The sequence below is a fragment of the Flagellimonas lutimaris genome (assembly GCF_051494225.1).
GTDB lineage: Bacteria > Bacteroidota > Bacteroidia > Flavobacteriales > Flavobacteriaceae > Flagellimonas > Flagellimonas lutimaris_A.
In genome coordinates this window covers 58,322-77,521 of the sequence record NZ_JBNPYE010000004.1, presented here as the reverse complement: position 1 = coordinate 77,521, position 19,200 = coordinate 58,322, and the positions used below count along the sequence as shown (strand labels likewise).

Here is a 19,200-nt window from a genome sequence, read left to right as displayed (position 1 = left end):
TGGTTTCAAAACCCATAACAGTCCCACAAAACGATGCACGTCTTTTTCATTGAGAAAAATGTTGTATCCAATAAACTAGCAATATCCGCAAGTAGTTCTTTTTTTTAAATACCGGGCAGGTTATTTATCCTCTTTTGACATTTCAATTGCATCAAAAGATGAATTGTGTCCTATAGATTAGTCAAACCCAAACCATGACACGTCTTATATAAGATTTGAACTCATTTTTCTAAGTTAGTTACAGAAAGAATCATCTGCTTGTAATTTAAATTGCCACATAACATAGCAAAATGTTGCACCTATATTGTGCCCAAACAAAAAAAGCCCCTCATATCCGAGAAGCTTTTTTAATTGAGAATAGTGCGGGTGAAGGGAGTCGAACCCCCACGCCTTGCGGCACTAGATCCTAAGTCTAGCGTGTCTACCAATTCCACCACACCCGCGAATTGGAGTGCAAATATAAATCAATTTTCCGATTTGCAAATGCACTCCCTTTAAAAACTTGTTTTTTGTACTTTTAGTGTCCTTTTTAATAGATATATGAAAGACATAAATAATTACATCAGTACCAACAAGGACAGATTTATCAACGAGTTGATCGACCTGTTAAAAATCCCATCCATTAGTGCTGATAAAGCTTACGCAAAAGATGTAATCGAAGCGGCCAAGGCCGTAAAAAAATCATTGGACGACGCAGGATGTGAAAACACCGAAATCTGTGAAACCAAAGGTTACCCAGTGGTGTATGGTGACAAGATCATAGACCCCAATCTTCCAACTGTATTGGTATATGGCCACTATGATGTACAACCTCCAGACCCAATGGATCTATGGACTTCTCCTCCTTTTGAGCCTGTTATCAAAAAAACTGAACTGCACCCCGATGGAGCCATTTTTGCCCGTGGGGCCTGTGACGATAAAGGTCAGTTTTTTATGCACGTTAAAGCGGTGGAATACATGATAAAGAACAATTCTTTACCGTGCAACGTAAAATTCATGATCGAAGGTGAAGAAGAAGTTGGAAGCGATAGTTTGGAGGATTTCCTAAAGGAAAACAGCGAAAAACTCAAAAACGATATCATTTTAATTTCTGATACCGGAATGATTGCCAATGACACACCATCCATTACTACAGGGTTGCGTGGGCTTAGCTATGTTGAAGTAGAAGTAACCGGTGCCAACCGAGACCTGCATTCAGGTATTTATGGAGGTGCAGCACCCAACCCCATCAATGTTTTGGCAAAAATGATTGCGGAGCTGCATGATGAGAACAACCACATCACCATACCAGGTTTTTATGATAAAGTGGAAGTCATATCAGATGAGGAGCGTGCCGAAATGGCAAAAGCGCCCTTTGATCTGGAAGAGTACAAAAAAGCGCTGGATATTGATGATGTCCATGGTGAAAAGGGGTATTCAACATCTGAACGTTTCGGAATACGTCCGACTTTAGATGTAAATGGTATTTGGGGAGGTTACATGGGCGAAGGTGCAAAAACCGTGATCGCAAGTAAGGCCTACGCCAAAATATCCATGCGATTGGTTCCCGACCAAGATTGGCACGAGATTACCGATTTGTTTACCAAGCATTTCAAATCACTTGCACCCAAAAGCGTAAAAGTAAAAGTGACTCCTCACCACGGTGGTCAGGCATACGTAACACCGATTGAGAGCATTGGCTACCAAGCAGCTTCCAAAGCCATGGAAACCACCTTTGGAAAAACCCCGGTTCCACAGCGAACTGGAGGAAGTATTCCGATCGTTGCGCTTTTTGAAAATGTATTTGACAGTAAAACGATTCTTTTAGGATTTGGATTGGATAGCGATGCCATTCACTCCCCTAACGAACATTTTGGGGTTTGGAACTTTTTAAAGGGAATTGAAACTATCCCCTACTTTTATAAATATTATACTGAAATGAAGGCTTAGAGTTTTTTAACGTATTTGGTAATAATCACTATTTGTTGACCATCTACTTTGCCTTCAATATATTCAGCATTTTCGTGATCCAGGGAAATCCGTCTAACGGCGGTTCCCTGTTTTGCGACCATGCTGGAACCTTTTACTTTTAGATCCTTTACCAGTACAACACTGTCCCCATTCTCCAAAATATTTCCGTTCACATCGCGATGGACGATTTTTTCACTTTCTTCCTCCCCTTCTCCAGTTGCTTTGGCCCATTCCAAGGTTTCATCTTCCAAATACATCATATCCAAAAGATCTTGAGGCCATCCTTCGGATTTTAACCTGTTAAGCATACGCCAAGCCACAACTTTTACCGCATCGTGCTCACTCCACATACTATCATTCAAACAACGCCAATGGTTGGAATCTGTGGTATCGGGATTTTCAATCTGACCACTGCAAGTAGAACAACACAAAAGACTACCGTCCATGCCCCCTGTGGAAACCGGAGGAACTTCATACACCTGTAAATTTTCTGTTGACCCACATAGTTCGCAGGTATTTCCACTTCTGTTCTGTAAATCCTCTAATAATCCCATGATGTTCAAATTTGACGGCAAATTTACCATTTTAGAATATCAAAATAACTTCTTATCATTAAAAACAAACTCTACATTTGTAGAATTAAATTTTTAATTCTATGTTTGTAGAACAATAATTGTAAAAGTTTTGAAAATGCAGTTGTCAAAATCCGAAGAGGAGTTAATGAACATTGTTTGGAAATTAAAAAAGGCCTTTATGAAAGACCTTTTAGATGCCTATCCAGAACCCAAGCCGGCCACCACCACCGTGGCAACGCTTTTAAAACGTATGACGGACAAAGGTTTTGTAGCCTACAACAGTATCGGAAGAAGTAGGGAATACTATCCTTTGGTAAAGAAGAAAGATTATTTTTCCAAACATGTAAACGGACTCATTAAAAACTTCTTTAACGATAGTGCCAGTCAATTTGCCTCCTTCTTTGCCCAAGAGACAAATTTGAGCAAAACAGAGTTGGAAGAATTGAAAAAATTGATAGACAACGAAATCAAAAAGAAGTAATTATGTTAGTCTTCCTTTTAAAATCTACAGCATGCCTAGCCATTTTTTTGGCCTTCTACAAGTTAGTCCTGGAAAAAGAAAGTGTACACAATTTTAAACGATTCTTTCTTTTAGGTGCTTTAATTGCCTCCTTTTTAATTCCCAATATTGTATTTACAGAATATGTTGAAATAGCGAAAAACACGGTAGCTCAAAACTTAACAAACACAAGCGGAACGTTGGAAATCAATACTGAAAACCTAGTCGCCAAAGAATCTGTCTTTAACTGGGAGCTCATGCTCTGGAGCATTTATGCACTGGGAGTTATTGTATTTGGATTCCGTTTTATTGGACATCTTGTACAAATTTGGTCACGTATTCGTCTGAATCCCAAGTTCAAAGAAAATTTTATTACAAGGGTTCTTTTAAAGCAATCTTTGCCTCCACATACTTTTTTCAACTATATATTTTTGAACAAAGAACAATTCGAGGGGCAAAACATTCCGCAGGAAGTCATTTTACACGAGGAAACCCATGCCAAACAACGACATAGTCTGGATATTATCTTTATTGAACTGGCCCAAGTACTATTATGGTTCAATCCTATTGTCTACCTATTTAAATCATCCATTAAGCTGAACCATGAATTTTTGGCGGATAGGGCCGTAGTAGATAGGAATAATGATCATTCACATTATCAAAACACCATATTATCGTACTTATCACACGATAGTTTTAACAAAAATCAGTCGATTGGCATTGCAAATGCCATTAATTATTCATCAATCAAAAAACGTTTTACAGTCATGAAAACAAACACATCAAAAACATCATTTGTACTAAGAAGCTTGTTGGTTCTGCCGCTCACAGCCTTATTACTATTCGGATTTACAGAAACGCGTCAAATTGAAAGAGAAGGTTCTTTAAATCAAATCATTAAAATGGACCTTCTCGATAACGGAAGTGTAGTATTGGGAGATAAAAATTTGAATTTTAAAGAAATCCCGAAAATTTTAAACCAAAACTATCTGCAAAGTTATGATGCTTCAGAAACCAAAGTTGAAATCAATGCGCTTCAACCAGTACATTACCAAACGCTAACAAACTTATCCAAGGTAATAAGAACTACAGGTATTGAACTAATTGAAGTATTTGCAGAAGAGGCGGTTATGGATAAGGGTCAATTCATTGATAATGTTCCGATTACTCCAACCACAACGATTTTGAATGCTAACAAAATGACAATTGTTGACAGCAAAGTGCAATTACAACAAAGCGCTACGCGCGAAGAAATGAAAGAGTACAATGCCCTGGCCAGAAAATACAATGACATGGACCGAAATAACATGATCATTAAAAAGAAAGAGGTAATGCGGTTAAAAGTAATTTATGGGAAAATGTCCAAAAAGCAACGTGCAGATGCGGAACCATTTCCAAACTTCCCGCCAGCACCGCCAGCACCGGATGCCACCAAACCACCAAAGGCACCTTCCGCTGTTAAAAAAGTAAAGGGAACACAACCCGACCTCCCCCCCGCACCCCTTGTCCCTCCTACTCCACCAACACCCATGGAGCACATAAAGAAAATGGCGGCCAAAGGAGCAACCTTTATGTACAATGGAAAAGAAATATCCGCCAAGAAAGCAATCGAGATCATACAAAACAACCATAAAATAAACATAGATTCTAGAGAGGCCAATGGCAACAACCCTGTTGTAAAACTATCAACGGATCCCATTGTTATAGATAACTAGACCTCTACTCCATGCAATGTTAAAAGCCCCTTAATTGGGGCTTTTTATGTAACAAATCCACAAAAATTGCGTTCTAATAACCTATCAATCAAAGAGAACACACTATGTTACAACGCTTTTTTATCCTCTGCTCAGGAGCGGACACCCAAATTTTAGACACTTGTTCCAATGGGGAACGCAATAAATACGCAGGCATCGGTGCCACCGTATTCTTTACCGCAGTAATGGCATTTATTGCTTCAGGTTACGCACTTTACACCGTTTTTGATAATGTTTACACGGCCATTTTCTTTGGTTTGATTTGGGGACTACTCATTTTTAATCTGGACCGATATATTGTTTCCACCATTAAAAAGCGAGACAATTTTAAAGGCGAATTGCTTCAAGCAGCCCCACGGATAGTCTTGGCATTAATCATAGCCGTAGTGATTTCCAAACCTTTGGAGATGAAGATTTTTGAAAAGGAAATCAACCAAGTGCTTTTGGAAGAGAAAAATGCAATGACGCTTGACAACAAAGAACAATTGGCACTCCAATATACCCCGAAAATTGAAAGCCTTGACCAAGACATTGCCAACCTAAAAGGTGAAATTGTGACCAAAGAAGCCGAAACAAACACACTATATGACACTTATATTTCCGAGGCCGAAGGTACCGCAGGAACGGGGCTTTTAGGCAAAGGGCCTGTTTATAAAGAAAAACGAGAAAAGCATGATGCTGCCTTGGCCGAACTTAACACCTTAAAAGAAACCAACACTACAAAAATTGAAAACATTGAGACACAGATTGCAGCCTTGCAGACCGATTACGATACCGCAGTTGCCAACTCCCAACCCATTATTGATGGTTTTGATGGATTGATGGCACGCATCAATGCCTTGGGCAAATTGCCCTGGTTTCCATCATTTTTTATCTTTTTACTGTTCTTGGCCATTGAAACAGCTCCGATTATTGCCAAATTGTTGGCGCCAAAAGGCGAGTACGATTATAAGTTTGAAGAACAAGAAAGTGTGGTCGCTACTTGGGTAACCCAAAAAGTGGAGCAACGCAAATTATTGTTGTCCACCGATGGAGAGATCAACCAGCAAATCTATGCCGACATTAAAAATGAGGAAGAGCTCTATCGTTACAAAAAGGAGAAGGCAGAAGAATTGCTTCGACTGCAGGCCGACTCTTTTCACAATGTGCAGGTAAAAGGACTCTAATCCACAATGCCCATATTTTTTAGTAGGAAAGATGCATTCATGTTTTGGCAAACCCCTTCCTTGAACTTGTAATCGAAGAACAGTTCCCCGTTTACGATCTGGGCATCAAAATATCGATTCTCCACCTCCGGAAGTTCATCGGCGAGGATACACAGGCTTAAATCGTGGGTTGCCACCATGCCCGTAGACCCATTCTTCACCAAACGCTCCACAAATTTTTTGGAGCCTTCGGCTTTGTCAACACTGTTGGTACCCTTCAGGATTTCATCCAAAATCACAAAACAGTCATCTTTTTCCAGTTCTTCAACAATATATTTTAGACGTTTGAGCTCTGCATAGAAATAAGAAGTCTCATCCGCCAAAGAATCCGAAGAACGCATACTGGTCAACAAACGAACCGGATTGTACAGCACTTCTCTTCCTTTTACGGGCAAGCCCATATTTGCCATCACTATTTGCAAGCCTACAGCCCGCAAGAATGTACTCTTCCCTGCCATGTTAGCTCCCGTGACAATGCAAAAGCGTCCCTTTCCTATTTCAAAATCGTTGAGGATATTTTTCCTAGGGTCCACCAATGGATGCCCAATTTCTTTTCCACTTATCACGATATCTCCACCTACCAAACTGGGATAGGTATGCTCTGGATGATTAAAGGCATAGGTACCCAATGTGATATAAGCATCAAACTGCGCAATGGCGGAAAACCAACTTTCCACCTCCCTACCGTATTTTGCTATCCAAGATTCTACCTTGTAAGCATAATATAGACTGTACAACCCAAGACCTTGAGCAAAAAATGACACGATCAAGTTGAATTGTTGTTCCAACATCGTCATATTTTGGGAGAAGCGTTTTAATATTTTTGATGTCTTTTCACCCCCGATCACTAATTTCTTTTGAAGTTCCTGTAGCAATTCCGAGCTAAAAGTGTGTTCCTCCAGTTCGGAAATCAACCGTTGATGTTGCTGAATGGTTTCTTGTGCCTCTGATACTTTTGCGGTAAAGCCAATAATATTTTTGCCGTATCGACCAACAACACCCACACCCAAAAAGTACCAAAACAAAACCAAACTTTCTGGTACTATGCCCATAGCGGCCAAGGTGATTGCCAAAATGGACAGCAAAGCAAAAATCGGAGGGACAACTCCAGCCCATTTGGGCATAAAAGATTTGTGGTTTTTCATCCAGTCGGAGACCACATCAGGAGATATTTTGGGTTGGGTCTCCCCGGCCAAGGCCGAGAAATGCTGTCGCCACTCGGGCAACCTGGCCAATTCCTGAATCGCCTCATGTTTTTTAGCTATATCCTTTGGATATCCATCTAACAAAAGCCCAGAAAACACCTGCCTGCCCTGCACCAAAGTGGTACGGTTGGCATATTGATAAAAAGACCCCCTTCCAAAAAGGTCCAAATCCTGCGCATATGGGTGATTTGGTTTTAAAAATTCCTTTCCATCCGGTAAATCTTGATAACGGCGATCCAAGATTTCCAATTCCGTGGTATTGATGGCTATAAGCCTTTCTAAATACTTTTTATAACGTTTTACATTACTGAACCGTGTGACCAAATACAGGAATAATACAACTAAAACCGGCAGGGTCAACAATAAAACGGTAGCGCCCCAAAACAAATAGATTGCCAACCAAAAAGCCACAAAAACAGAAAGTCTAAGCGTGGCCAAAAGCGCCAATCGCTTTTTTACCTGCTGATGTTCTTGCTGATGTCTATTCCGTTGGGATTCGTAAAAGCCTTTTAAATCTTCCATTAAATGTCAGCCTAAATTTTTAAGCTCTTGTTGTAGTTTTTTGGTGAGACTAGCCACAACCAAATCATAAGAATGGTTGATTAGCTCTTTAATCAATGTTTCGGGCAATTGCTCTATGTAAAGGGTGTTCCAATGTATTTTGCTCATATGATAGCCTGGGGTAATCACACCATCATATTCTTCACGGAGCTCCACCGCTCGTTCAGGGTCACATTTAAGATTGCATTGCGATGGTTGCCGTTCCAAAGGAACCAAGGCAAACATTTTGCCCATTACTTTAAATACTAAAGTATCAGCATCAAAAGGAAACTCTTCGGTTACCCCTTTTTTGGAGATGCAAAGCTCCCTAAGTTCTTCCACATTCATTGTTTGATGCCCTGAGAGTCGTAAACGATTACCTTTTCCCATAGATCCTCGCATTCTTCGACAAACACCAAATGTGGTGGTTCTTCTTGGTAAGCAGCCTGATCTTCGGCAGATTCAAAAGAAAGAATCAAAGAGTAGGTAAAGGAATCATCCACCACATCGCGTATGGCCTTTGGTGGTGTACCAATGAATTTTGTTTTGGCATACTGGGAATTGTCCAAAAATTTGGTCAAGGATTTTTCAAAAGTAGCTCTGTCGGCTTGACTATCCGGATTTTTAAACCAGAAATAAACCACATGCGCATACGTGTGGTCAAAATTATTGTCCATATCGGTTTTGATTTGTACACAACTGGTGGCAAATACACCCACCAAAAGCAAGGTTATGATTTTTGTTTTCATGTTTACTCTTCTATAGATTGTTTTTCACTAGTTGATATTTCCAAGGCAGAATAATCCAATGTCCACCCGATAGTTTCCACGATTTTCTCTACGACCAAAACGGCCTGTAGCGCTTCATTTTTTGCAGTTTCCATCAATCCGCTTTCTGGTATCTTTTTTCTGATATGCTCTTTGGCCTCTAGGTTGAGATTGGTCAAATCCGTAGGCGAAAAACTGTTGAATATACCATTTTTAATATCATAAAATTGTAAATCAGGTTCAATGGAAAGCACCTCTGGCTCTGGAAAATGACTCAGTATGATTTTCTTTTTATCGTTTTCTGCCTTCAAATCGAGCTTATTCAGATCGTATCCGATGTGCGCTTTGGCCTTGATGATGATCAGTGCCTTCTTCTTGCTTCGGAACAGACTCATAAAACTGTCCTTGGTATTCTCGTAGTGATAGATTTCCGCAAAATCACCTTCAACAGAAACCAATTTGCACACGCTCCGTATTTTATTCAAGATTACGGTTGATTGCTCCTCGGTTATCTCTTTGTTCTTCTTTTTTCGGAACAAAGAAAAGACCCAATACATCAATATGGCTCCCAATATTAATCCCAAAACTATGTCTACAACTTCCCCCATGTTATTTACCTATTTCACCCAAATGGGTAAACTTAAATCCTTTATCATATTTTAATCCGTAGCCCAATATTCTGTCCAAAGACGAGTGTGAGAACAAAATCACACCAATTAACTGACATAAAGGTATTGAAAAGTAGATGCCGGCAAGGTAAATTAGTATGGCCAAGCCTTTATGATGAAACAAATTATAGGAAAAGGCACCCACTTTGTTTCCGAAAAGGTAACCAATCATACCAATATCCGGGGTTAATATCAAAACCAAAAACCACCACCAAGCATAATCCAATAAACCAAAGAGGTAAATGCCCAATGCAAACATCATAACCTCTTCTAACTTAAGTGTTGTTTTCATCTATTTATCCTCAATTTTATAAAGAACTGGCCTACTTGGGCTGGCATCATTCTCAAAAGGTGCTACTTGCAGGTTTAAAAAATAGGTACCATCCTCCACTGGGTTGGGCACGTAAATAAACTCGGTAATGGTAGCTTTTGTTCTTCGTTTTCCACCCATATTCCAAAAAGCTTTGTGCGCCAAAAGTTCTCCGTCATCCCTTTCTTTGTCCACAGATGGTAAATCGATAAGCAAATGCTCCACACCTTTTTTTACCAAATATTTGGCAGCATCCTCCATTAAATAAGGTGGATTGGTATCCGAATATTTTTTTGATCGCTTGTAATCCAAATTGGGTATGGTCCTGATGACCACAGCCTGCCTTTTTTTATTTCCCAAAGCGTACTTTATTTGCTTTTCGGATATGACAAAATCGTCTCCCTTTTGTTCGGGAGCTACTGTAATTACCTCGGCCAAAAAGAAAAATTGCTTCAACTTTTTATTGATGGAGTTGAACTCCTCAGATATATGTCCCAAGCATTCGGTATGTGTTACATGCGAATGTGGATTAAACCAAATATCGTTGAAATTAACAGGAGCTCCCTCAGAAACTTTCCCCACAAAACCATCTTGTTTGTGGGGCGATATTTTAGGCGGGTCCAAATACCAAGCATTTACATTTTCATCCCCATCCTGCAAAGCAATGGAGATATCAAGAGGTTTGGTCAGGTCTATTTTATAGTTTCGAGAGTTGTGTTTTATCGAGGCTATCAAATTTTGTTGCTTTTTGTCTTTCCCAATATTTTTGGGAATCAATTCTACTTCATGGATTCCTGTTTTCACAGAAACGACAATTTACTACTTTAAATTAACCATAAAAAGATCACTCGCAATTCCATCGGTCAAAAACTTGCCTTTTTTGGTGGTGAGCAATTTTCCATTAGCTAAAATCAGTAAATCCTGCTCCAGAAATTTAACCGCTTGTTGGTTGAGATATTTTAGATAATTCTCTCCAAATTCGTTAGCTACCCTATCCAAATCAACCCCCCAAATGGTTCGAAGACCCGTCATCACATACTCGTTGTACCTATCAGTTTTAGAAAGAGTTTCGATTTCGCTAGGCAGAACATCCTCGTCTATTTTTTTGATATAGGTTGGGTTATTCCTGATGTTCCAACTTCGATGTTCACCGTCAAAAGAATGGGCGGACGGCCCGACACCCAAATATTTTTTTCCTAGCCAGTATGCCGTATTGTTTTTGGAGAAAAATCCGAGTTTCCCAAAATTGGAAATCTCATAGTTCACAAAACCTTCGGCTTCCAACACATCCACCAAAATATGAAACTGCTCCTGGGCCTGCTCATCATCGACATCGGGGACAACTCCTTTTTCTATGAATTTTTTCAGGGCGGTTCGGGGTTCCACGGTCAATGCATAGCTGGAAATATGAGGCAGGCCAAAATCCAATGCCTTCTGGATGTTGGATTTCCATCGTTTGTTGTCCATTCCTGGGATTCCATAAATCAAGTCAATGGTGATATTGTCAAAATACTGCGTAGCTGCTTGAATGCATTTTTCTGCTTCACCGGCATTATGGGCACGGTTCATCAGTTTTAAGTCTTCATCAAAGAAAGATTGAATACCGATGCTGAGACGATTGATGCCAGCATTTTTGTATTCCAAAAAGAGATCTCTCGACTGCGCTCGAGATGACACTAAATCATCTGGATTGGCTTCCAATGTAATTTCTGGATGGTCAATTACTCTGTAATTGTCATACACAGCCTGAATCAAACGTTCAATTTCATCATTGGATAATACTGATGGGGTTCCTCCACCAAAATAAATGGTTTCCACTTCATCATCCACCTCAGCTTTTCGCAATACCAGTTCCTTGACAATAGCATTGACCATAGCTTCCTTTTTTCCCAATTGTGTGGAAAAATGAAAATCACAGTAATGACAAGCTTGCTTGCAAAAAGGAATGTGAATATAAATTCCGCTCATTCAATCAATGATCAATTAACAGTTAGCAATGAACAATTATTATTTTTTGATTCTGGTGGTTTTCAAAATGGAGAACATTATTTTGGAGAGCTCGTCTGCTTTCAAAATTAATGACTTAGCGATATCCTTTGAAATGTAATCGGAATCTTTTAAAAGAGCCAACCAATATTTTACTTCCAAACTCTCCTTGTATGCTATTGAAATTTTAGCCGAAAAGTCAGCTGTTGAAATCGCTCCGTTTGCCTCACTAATATTTGCTCCAATTGATGTACCAGACCTAAGCATTTGTTTGGACAGCACATATTCTCGTTTTGAAGACACAATAGTCTTATACAATCGAACGGTTTCTAAAGCGAAATCATAAGATTTCTTCATCAAGGGATTCTCTTTTTGCATAGGTAGATAAGTTTGGGAACGGGGATATCTTATTTATTGTCAATTGTTCATTGTCTATTGTTTTTTAACCTTGTTTGGGTTTTGTTTGATGAAAGCCTCCCAGCCCGTGTAGCTTTTTCCGACCTCTACCCTACCCTCGTTGTAGAAATGACAAACGGCGGCGGCCAATCCATCGGTACTATCCAGGTTTTTGGGCAAAGATTTTAATTTCAGGACGCTCTGAAGCATTCGGGCCACCTGCTCTTTGCTAGCATTCCCATTCCCCGTAATGGCCATTTTTATCTTTTTGGGCATATACTCGGTAATAGGTATTTCTCGGGACAGTCCAGCGGCCATTGCCACTCCCTGAGCACGGCCCAATTTGAGCATGGATTGCACGTTTTTGCCATAGAAGGGCGCTTCAATGGCAATTTCATCGGGGTGATATGTATCGATCAACTCCAAAGTGCGCTCAAAAATAAGTTTGAGTTTTACGTAGGGGTCATCATATTTTTTGAGCATCAGCTCATTCATCTGCACAAAATACATTTGTTTATTGATCACCTTGATGATTCCGAAACCCATAATCGTGGTTCCAGGGTCTATTCCCAATATAATTTTTTCTGTTGCCAAATTAGTAGGTGTTTAGTACCAGCGGAAGCCGAAAACGCAGACTTACCGGGTTTCCTCTTTTCAATGCGGGTGCTACTGTGATCAAATCGTTCAAACGTTCGGAGATTTTGGTATTGAAATCCGATATTTCATTCAACACTGAGGTCTTCTCCTCCACGTTCAACACGGAAATAAAACCATGCTCATCAATCAGAAAATCGATATAGACCGTATCGTTCATATCATTTCTGACTTGAAACTTAAGTCCTGCCAAAGCTTCGGAAAAGTACTCGGTAATCACATTTTGAAAACACTCTTGCTGCGCATCTTTGGATGCAGTTTCGTCACAATCCTCAAAAAGCGGGTATTGGTCAACATCATTCCAATCAATGGCCAAAAGTTCTTCATTTACCAATTTTTGGGTCTTGTCCTCCTTGGACTCGAACAGCTCGCAGGATACGAGCAACCCCATAAAAATGATTAACAAAACAAACTTCTGCATGACAGCCCCTATAATTTGGCTGAAATTACGATATTTTGAAGAAATCAGTTGCTGGCAAAATGGATTTCCTCTTTTATCTCCGAGATACGTTTTTTGACCCGTTCCTTTAGGAACGGAACAATGTCGGGATACATTTTGAGCAATTTTGCGTAATAGTTTAAGCGAGTTTTGGGGTCCTTATAGTATTCATCGGCCAAAATGCAGACTTGATAATAGTTTCGATAGTCATCCTTGTTCTCCTCCCATGCCCTTTCATAGTAATCCATGGACTTTTTTGTCTGACCCTTTAATCGAGCTATGCGACCAAGACTTGCGTATTCTTGCGGAAACAAGGCCATTCGTTCTTCAATGGATTTTTCAATATAGTATTGTGCACTGTCCAACTCCTTTTCCTCAAAATACACTTGACCCAATCCCGCATAGGCGACTGCTAATTTATCGGGAAACATGCTTAATTTGTGATAGGTATCCAATGCCCTTTCTGGTTCCCAATTTCGAAAGTAACAAAAGGCCAATTTCTCGAATACAAAGGGTTTTGTCTCACCGAGCTCTAACAATCGTTCAAAATGGGGAATGGCCAGTTGGAATTGTCCATTATTATAAAAAGCCAACGCTTTTAAGTTAATCATAGCCACATCATCTTTATAAAACCGAAGGCCTTTATCGATATAAACTAGTGCGGAATCCTTTATTTCTTGTCCCACATAATATTTTCCGAGAGCATACAGACTCCGCAGATGGGTGCTGTCCATGGCCACAGCTGCTTTAAATGCTTTGTTGGCCTTATCGGCGTTCTTCACGGATTCATACGTGCGCCCTAGATAATAGTAATACTCGGGATTCTCTTGTTTTGAAGCTGTCAAAACATTGAATTCATCCAATGCAGGTCCAAAGCTTTTGGTCTTTAACAACAACTTGCCCAGTTCGAACCTAGCCAAGTCAAATTTTGGGTTGCTCTCCAAAATGGAGGTGTATTGTGCAACGGACTTGTCATAATTCCCAATGACATTATATGCCCTAGCTATTTGAAGGCTCGCTTTTTTGTCTCCAGCCTTGGCATACTCATTAATGGCCGATGCATAATTGCCCAGAGCATACAGACTATCGGCTACGGACAAAGCCGATGTTTGGGCACCGGCTTTGAAAAATATTAACAGAAAGAGAACAAATATCTTCTTCAAATTATAGGCCTATTTTAATTTAAAAGTAATAGGAATGGAAAAAATCACGTCGGCAGGTTTTCCGTCCTGCTTTGCTGGTTCCATTTTAGGTAATCTAGCAATTATTCGTTGGGCTTCCGCTTCCAAAATAGGACTTGGTCCTTTCGATTTGATGTCCACTATCTCCCCTTCTGCGTTTATACCGAACATTATGGCAACTCTTCCCTGTATCCCCTGTTCTTGAGCTTCTTCAGGATATCTAAAATGTTTACGCACATGATTTTGTACGTTTTCCAAAAAGCAAGCTCGCTTGTCCGTAGCATCTTCACATCCAGGAAAAACAGGAGCCTCATCTATGGTGGTAAAGGGAACCCAACCTTTTCCTCTTTCACCGAATTTTTGAATCTCTTTGTTGATTTCTTCCTCATCATTTCCTTGTAACCTGAACGTTATCGGTATTGAAAAAGGAACATTTACCGCTTCACCATCTTGCTTGCCCGGTTGCATTTTGGGCAACCTTGATAAAATTCGTTCGGTTTCTTTTTCCAAAACTTCGTGAGGCCCCCTCATTTTGATATCTACCACATTTCCTTCTGTATCAATTATGAAAATAGCACTGACCCTACCTTGAATGCCTTGTTCTTGAGCAGCATCAGGATAGTGAAAGTTTTTACGGATATGTGCCTGCATTTTTTCCTGAAAACAGGCTTTTTTATCAACGGCATCTTCACACCCAGGAAAAATAGGGACCTCATCAACAACCGCAAAGGGAACTCCGATACCTCCGGAAGTATTTATACCTACATTCACGGTCCATCCATCAACAGTTTTGGTAGATTTGTTCACTCCGTCCACCATGGTCTGAGCCATTTTGGCAATTTCATTCCTTTCATTCATGGTAAGGGAGTCCTTGCTCTCTATTTCACTATTAAGTTTTACCAAACGTTCTTCCAGGGAAGCTTCTTTTGAATTTGCATCCATACTAGAATCAGTTTGACAAGAAGTATATACCAGCATACCCAATACCATAGGCAACAACAATACGTACTTTAACTGCCATACGGCTTTGGATTTCTTTTTTTGTAACATGACTATTCGTTTTTTGATTAGTGATTTAGTAAAAAATTGATTGACAAAACTGATGTTCTGCGTACTGAATGCTTCCGACAACAGCATTTCAAAATGTTCTTTTTTATTGTTTTTGATTGCTTTGGCATCTGCGATGAACTCGTGCAGCTCAGACACCCTAATTTGGTAGACATAAACCAAGGGATTGAACCAGAAAACAATTCGAGCCAACTCAAAAAAGAGGAGGTCCAAGGAATGCCATTGTTTTACATGCACCAGTTCGTGGGCCATGATATTGGCCTCTTTGTCCTTTTTGATGTCTTCGCCCATAAAAATATTTCGGAAAAAGGAGAAGGCAGAGGTGCTTTTAGGAACCGTGACTTTTGTAAAGTCTTGGTAACGCTCTACCAAACCTTTTTTACGCAATTGCCTTATTTGAATCAACTTATAGATAAACCAAAGGGTTGCCAAAAGACTTCCAATTCCCAGTACCCAATATGGCCAAGGGATACGTTCCAGAAAACTAGTTTCTTCTACGCCTGGGCCAAGCACCACTCCATTCAACTGTGTAAGAAACACCGTTGTGGTTTCGAACTCTTGAGGCATGGGAGTCTTTAGAGCCTCAATCTTAACCCAAGGCAATATTAGGGAAAGGGCAAACGTGCCCAACAGATATACTCGGTTCCATTGAAAAAAGGTCTCTTTCTTTAGAAAAAGGTCGTAAGCCAGCAAAAAGACTAGTTGAAATGCTAAAGATTCTAATATATAGGTAATCATTACTCTTTGTCTTTAATGTTCTTCATAATTTCTTCGAGTTCCTTTAAGCTGATGTCATTCTTCTTCATAAAAAAGGACACCATACTAGAGAAAGATCCTTGAAAATATCCATCCATCAATTTGTTCAGGCTCTGATTGCTGTATTCTTCTTTTTTCATCAAAGGAAAGTATACATGCCCCTTGCCCACTTTTTCGTGGGAAACAAAACCTTTATCCTCCAAAATCCGAACAATGGTGGATACGGTATTATATGCTGGCTTGGGTTCTGGCAATTCCTCCAAAATTGCGGCCACATTCCCCTTTTCAATTTTCCAGAGGAGCTGCATTACCTCTTCTTCCGCCTTGGTGAGTTGTTTCATTTTTAACTAACTTTTTAGTTCAATATGAAACAAATATAACTAAATATTTAGTTTAAACTAATTTTTTAGTTAAAAAACGGATAAAAAATCCCCCAGTGTAGTATTCTGGGGGATAGTTGTTTAAAAAGTAACGGTAACCTTTCCTCTTAAATAAAAAGGCGTTCCCGGCGTAAGATGAATCTCCTCAAACGAATTCGGTTCATTGAACAAACGGCTTTCCGTGGCAAACTGGGTCTCGTTCCATTCAGTATCGAAAAGGTTCTCCACAATCAAACCAAAGGTCCAGTTGTTTACACTATAGTTAAGGGTTGCGTCGGTGACAAAATAGCCTTCTGCGACAATGGAATTGTCCTCATTGGCGGGTCTGTCATCAATATATCGGTAATTCAATCCTCCAGAAAAACCTTGATTTCCACCTAAAGTCACACCACCTGCCATGGTAAAATCAGGTGCCAGAGGAATGTAGTCTTCTCCATCGGCCTCTTCGGTGCTTCGTGCGTGCGTATAATTGGCATCGGTATATAGGTAAAGCCAATCCAAAGGCTGATACCTCGCTCCTACTTCGATTCCCATTCTACGGGTTTTTCCGCTAGGTTCCACAATTGCGGCATCGCCCACGTATACGAATTCCTGATCTAGGAACAACGTCCACAATGTGGCGTTCAAGACCAATTTATCCACTGGTCTAACTATGGTTCCCAAATCCACACCGTAAGCGGCTGGTAGTATCTCTTCGCCCCCGTTCGCCACTACAACTCTGGTATCATTGGAGTGAAAACCAATTCCCGTTTTCAAAAAAAACTGGGTGTTCTCGGTTGGACTGTAAATGGTATTGAACTTTGGACTAAAAGCGACTTTTTCCTCGCTTCGACTATCGAACCGCTCACTCATCTTATTAATGTAATCGAACCTAAAATAATCCAAACGGACAGCAGGCTCAAAAGTAAATTTCCCTGATTTAAATTCGGCTCCGGCAAATGCATAACCATTTACCTCATCCACATCGCCATAGGCCAAACGCTCCAATAATTCTTGACGGTTCAAGGTGCGGGATAATTGGTTATCGTCCACATTATCGTATCTAAAACCAATCCCTGCATTGTATTTAAAACCTATGTCTCCCAAACTGGCCGAACTATTCTGAAAAACCGTCTTGGCACCCACCAGCATGCGGTCTTCAAATTGTCTGATCTGATCTCCATTTACGGGATCATCCAAGAAAAAGGTAAAATTGGAAAAGAGTTCAAAGTCGTAATGGGACACAAATGCCATGGTATTGAGTGATTTCCCCTCACCCAAGTTTTTGTTATGATTCAATACGAAGTTGGTTCTGCTCGTTTGTCCGCCCTCAGTATCATCGATGGCACCAAATCGACCAATCAATCCTTGATCTACCGCTCTTTGCGGTATTTGTCCTGATGCATCCCATTTGCTTGAAAAGTGCGAGGCGGTCAACAACAACTCTTGATTACCTGGTAGTGCATAGCGATATCTTCCCAAAATATTGATTCGATTAAAATTCTGCGGCGACTCAAACGGGCCATCCGTCAAATACAGTTCGGAAGCCAAGTAAGCATTGCTGTTCTGGTTCTCCATCACATTGAACATCCCCATAAACCTACGCGCACCAAATTGGCCCACCTCGGTGGACAACATGCTTTTGTCCAAGCTTTTCCGCAACTTCAAGTTTACATAACCCGCCGTATTAAAATTCCCTTGATCGGCATAGTAAGGTCCTTTTCCAAAGTTTACGTTTTCAATGGTTTCCGGAATCACAAAGTGAAGGTCTGCATAGCCTTGCCCATGAGCGTGGGAGACCATATTCACGGGCATCCCATCCACATTGATGGCTACATCGGTACCGTGATCCACATCAAAACCACGCAAGAATATTTGCTCGGCTTTTCCTCCTCCGGCGTGTTGACCAATAATCAATCCTGGCACCTTTCTTAAAATTTCTTGTGATGATTTTACGGGATTAGTTTTCACATCCACATCTACTATCCTACTCAAAGCGTCCACCTTTGACACCAAAACTACTTGGTCCAAAGAAATAGAACTCTCTTCAAAAACTATGGTCAACGGATTTTGTAAATCCGCTTGATTCACCACTCGGGTTTGAGTAGCGTATCCTAATCTTGAAAAATAAATCGTATCGTTTACCGAGGTTCTATCCAGAACAAACTGCCCTGTGCCATCAGTATGGCTGTGTTGACCACTGGTCTTGTTAAAAATACCAGCGTCTTCCAATGGAGAACCTGCTTCATCTACCAGTTTTCCGGTTATGTTTTGTGCAGCGATTGTGCCCATGAACAGCATGGACAATGTCGCCATAAAATATTTCATGTCGTTGTCTTTTAATTTGATTTGTGTAAATAAGTCTGAACAATACGTACACTAGACCTTGCTTCATCGAAGTATGGATGAAGCGCGTTCCTTAAAATTTTGGTCTAGCCGATTCAGCTATGCTGGGGAGGGGGCGTACTAACACCTTGGCACCAAAAAGAAGTTTTTCTTTGGTATGCCCAATCACTTTTACTGGCAATTGAAGTATCTATCTTGGATGGAACATGGGTTTCTTCAACAACATGTTTATCCAGTTTAAGACTGATTTCATCCTTGGATTCCTGCTTATCTTTCTGATTGGCCACCAACAAATCCTTTAAAGCTTCCAGAGCTTCGTGCGAGTGTCCCGCAATGGCTTCCAAAGAAGAATAATCGATAGCTTCGTGACCCGATGTAAAGTTATGATGGTGCGATTTTGGAGCCAAAATGTGCGATACTTCGTGGAGGGTTTCCAGTACCAAGCCATTAAAAAGTCCCAATAGGTAAAACATACACATCGCAGTACACCCCATTTGGATGAGCCTTGATTTTGGATGTGTTTTATTCGTTTTCACGACCTA

Annotated in this window: 20 protein-coding genes and 1 tRNA gene; 4 read left to right on the top strand and 17 right to left on the bottom strand. The window is 40.3% G+C overall.

The genetic code is table 11. The features are described 5' to 3' along the window. Positions 1–361: 361 nt before the first annotated feature. Positions 362–443, bottom strand: a tRNA-Leu gene (locus ACQQ5U_RS10255). Positions 444–540: 97 nt separating this feature from the next. Between ACQQ5U_RS10255 and ACQQ5U_RS10250 the strand changes: the two genes are divergently transcribed. Beyond that, positions 541–1,929, top strand: a complete 1,389-nt coding sequence (locus tag ACQQ5U_RS10250) for a dipeptidase (protein ID WP_437397275.1) — start codon at positions 541–543, stop codon at positions 1,927–1,929. On the opposite strand, the gene ACQQ5U_RS10245 is transcribed toward ACQQ5U_RS10250, so the two are convergent. Further along, on the bottom strand, positions 1,926–2,504 hold the full coding sequence (locus ACQQ5U_RS10245) for a PhnA domain-containing protein (protein WP_437397273.1): 579 nt from the start codon (positions 2,502–2,504) through the stop codon (positions 1,926–1,928). The two genes, ACQQ5U_RS10250 and ACQQ5U_RS10245, sit on opposite strands and share 4 nt — an antisense overlap. A 136-nt stretch (positions 2,505–2,640) precedes the next feature. Between ACQQ5U_RS10245 and ACQQ5U_RS10240 the strand changes: the two genes are divergently transcribed. The 3 genes from ACQQ5U_RS10240 to ACQQ5U_RS10230 all read left to right on the top strand — a co-directional run bounded on the left by ACQQ5U_RS10240 (position 2,641) and on the right by ACQQ5U_RS10230 (position 5,944). Next, positions 2,641–3,006 (top strand): BlaI/MecI/CopY family transcriptional regulator, encoded by a 366-nt coding sequence (locus ACQQ5U_RS10240; protein WP_437397271.1) that lies wholly within the window; start codon positions 2,641–2,643, stop codon positions 3,004–3,006. 2 nt (positions 3,007–3,008) lie between these two features. Continuing rightward, entirely contained in the window at positions 3,009–4,739 is a 1,731-nt protein-coding gene (locus ACQQ5U_RS10235; RefSeq protein ID WP_437397270.1) for a M56 family metallopeptidase, read from the top strand. Positions 4,740–4,843: 104 nt separating this feature from the next. Then, on the top strand, positions 4,844–5,944 hold the full coding sequence (locus ACQQ5U_RS10230; RefSeq protein ID WP_437397269.1) for a DUF4407 domain-containing protein: 1,101 nt from the start codon (positions 4,844–4,846) through the stop codon (positions 5,942–5,944). Here the strand turns inward: ACQQ5U_RS10230 and ACQQ5U_RS10225 are convergent. From ACQQ5U_RS10225 to ACQQ5U_RS10155, 15 genes are all read right to left on the bottom strand, one after another. Continuing rightward, a complete protein-coding gene (locus tag ACQQ5U_RS10225; protein WP_437397268.1) occupies positions 5,941–7,710 on the bottom strand; it encodes a MutS-related protein in 1,770 nt (589 codons plus the stop codon). The genes ACQQ5U_RS10230 and ACQQ5U_RS10225 overlap by 4 nt on opposite strands. 6 nt (positions 7,711–7,716) lie before the next feature. Then, positions 7,717–8,076, bottom strand: a complete 360-nt coding sequence (locus tag ACQQ5U_RS10220; protein WP_437397266.1) for an MmcQ/YjbR family DNA-binding protein — start codon at positions 8,074–8,076, stop codon at positions 7,717–7,719. Further along, complete coding sequence (locus tag ACQQ5U_RS10215) at positions 8,073–8,477, bottom strand: Dabb family protein (RefSeq protein WP_437397265.1); 405 nt, start codon at positions 8,475–8,477, stop codon at positions 8,073–8,075. The genes ACQQ5U_RS10220 and ACQQ5U_RS10215 overlap by 4 nt, the downstream gene beginning before the upstream one ends. A 2-nt stretch (positions 8,478–8,479) precedes the next feature. After that, entirely contained in the window at positions 8,480–9,103 is a 624-nt protein-coding gene (locus ACQQ5U_RS10210) for a DUF4230 domain-containing protein (RefSeq protein ID WP_437397264.1), read from the bottom strand. 1 nt (position 9,104) lies between these two features. Beyond that, positions 9,105–9,455: a DUF4260 domain-containing protein gene (locus ACQQ5U_RS10205; protein WP_437397263.1), complete on the bottom strand. Its 351-nt coding sequence runs from the start codon at positions 9,453–9,455 to the stop codon at positions 9,105–9,107. After that, positions 9,456–10,208: a cyclase family protein gene (locus ACQQ5U_RS10200; RefSeq protein WP_437397506.1), complete on the bottom strand. Its 753-nt coding sequence runs from the start codon at positions 10,206–10,208 to the stop codon at positions 9,456–9,458. Between the two features lie 84 nt (positions 10,209–10,292). Next, positions 10,293–11,441 carry a radical SAM family heme chaperone HemW gene (gene hemW / locus ACQQ5U_RS10195; protein WP_437397262.1) on the bottom strand — a complete coding sequence of 383 codons (1,149 nt, stop codon included), beginning with the start codon at positions 11,439–11,441 and terminating at the stop codon, positions 10,293–10,295. Positions 11,442–11,480: 39 nt separating this feature from the next. Next, complete coding sequence (locus ACQQ5U_RS10190; RefSeq protein WP_437397261.1) at positions 11,481–11,837, bottom strand: four helix bundle protein; 357 nt, start codon at positions 11,835–11,837, stop codon at positions 11,481–11,483. A gap of 54 nt (positions 11,838–11,891) precedes the next feature. After that, positions 11,892–12,449 carry a crossover junction endodeoxyribonuclease RuvC gene (ruvC, locus tag ACQQ5U_RS10185; RefSeq protein WP_437397258.1) on the bottom strand — a complete coding sequence of 186 codons (558 nt, stop codon included), beginning with the start codon at positions 12,447–12,449 and terminating at the stop codon, positions 11,892–11,894. Position 12,450: 1 nt separating this feature from the next. Beyond that, positions 12,451–12,930 carry a hypothetical protein gene (locus ACQQ5U_RS10180; RefSeq protein WP_437397257.1) on the bottom strand — a complete coding sequence of 160 codons (480 nt, stop codon included), beginning with the start codon at positions 12,928–12,930 and terminating at the stop codon, positions 12,451–12,453. A gap of 44 nt (positions 12,931–12,974) precedes the next feature. Then, a complete protein-coding gene (locus ACQQ5U_RS10175) occupies positions 12,975–14,111 on the bottom strand; it encodes a tetratricopeptide repeat protein (protein WP_437397255.1) in 1,137 nt (378 codons plus the stop codon). Positions 14,112–14,120: 9 nt separating this feature from the next. After that, complete coding sequence (locus ACQQ5U_RS10170; protein WP_437397253.1) at positions 14,121–15,935, bottom strand: TonB family protein; 1,815 nt, start codon at positions 15,933–15,935, stop codon at positions 14,121–14,123. Next, positions 15,935–16,294, bottom strand: a complete 360-nt coding sequence (locus tag ACQQ5U_RS10165; RefSeq protein WP_437397251.1) for a BlaI/MecI/CopY family transcriptional regulator — start codon at positions 16,292–16,294, stop codon at positions 15,935–15,937. Before ACQQ5U_RS10165 ends, ACQQ5U_RS10170 begins: the two co-directional genes overlap by 1 nt. A 120-nt stretch (positions 16,295–16,414) precedes the next feature. Then, the gene (locus ACQQ5U_RS10160; RefSeq protein WP_437397249.1) at positions 16,415–18,640 is read right to left on the bottom strand and encodes a TonB-dependent receptor; all 2,226 of its coding nucleotides are present in this window, start codon (positions 18,638–18,640) and stop codon (positions 16,415–16,417) included. Positions 18,641–18,753: 113 nt separating this feature from the next. Continuing rightward, positions 18,754–19,194 (bottom strand): hypothetical protein, encoded by a 441-nt coding sequence (locus ACQQ5U_RS10155; RefSeq protein ID WP_437397247.1) that lies wholly within the window; start codon positions 19,192–19,194, stop codon positions 18,754–18,756. Positions 19,195–19,200: the final 6 nt, after the last annotated feature.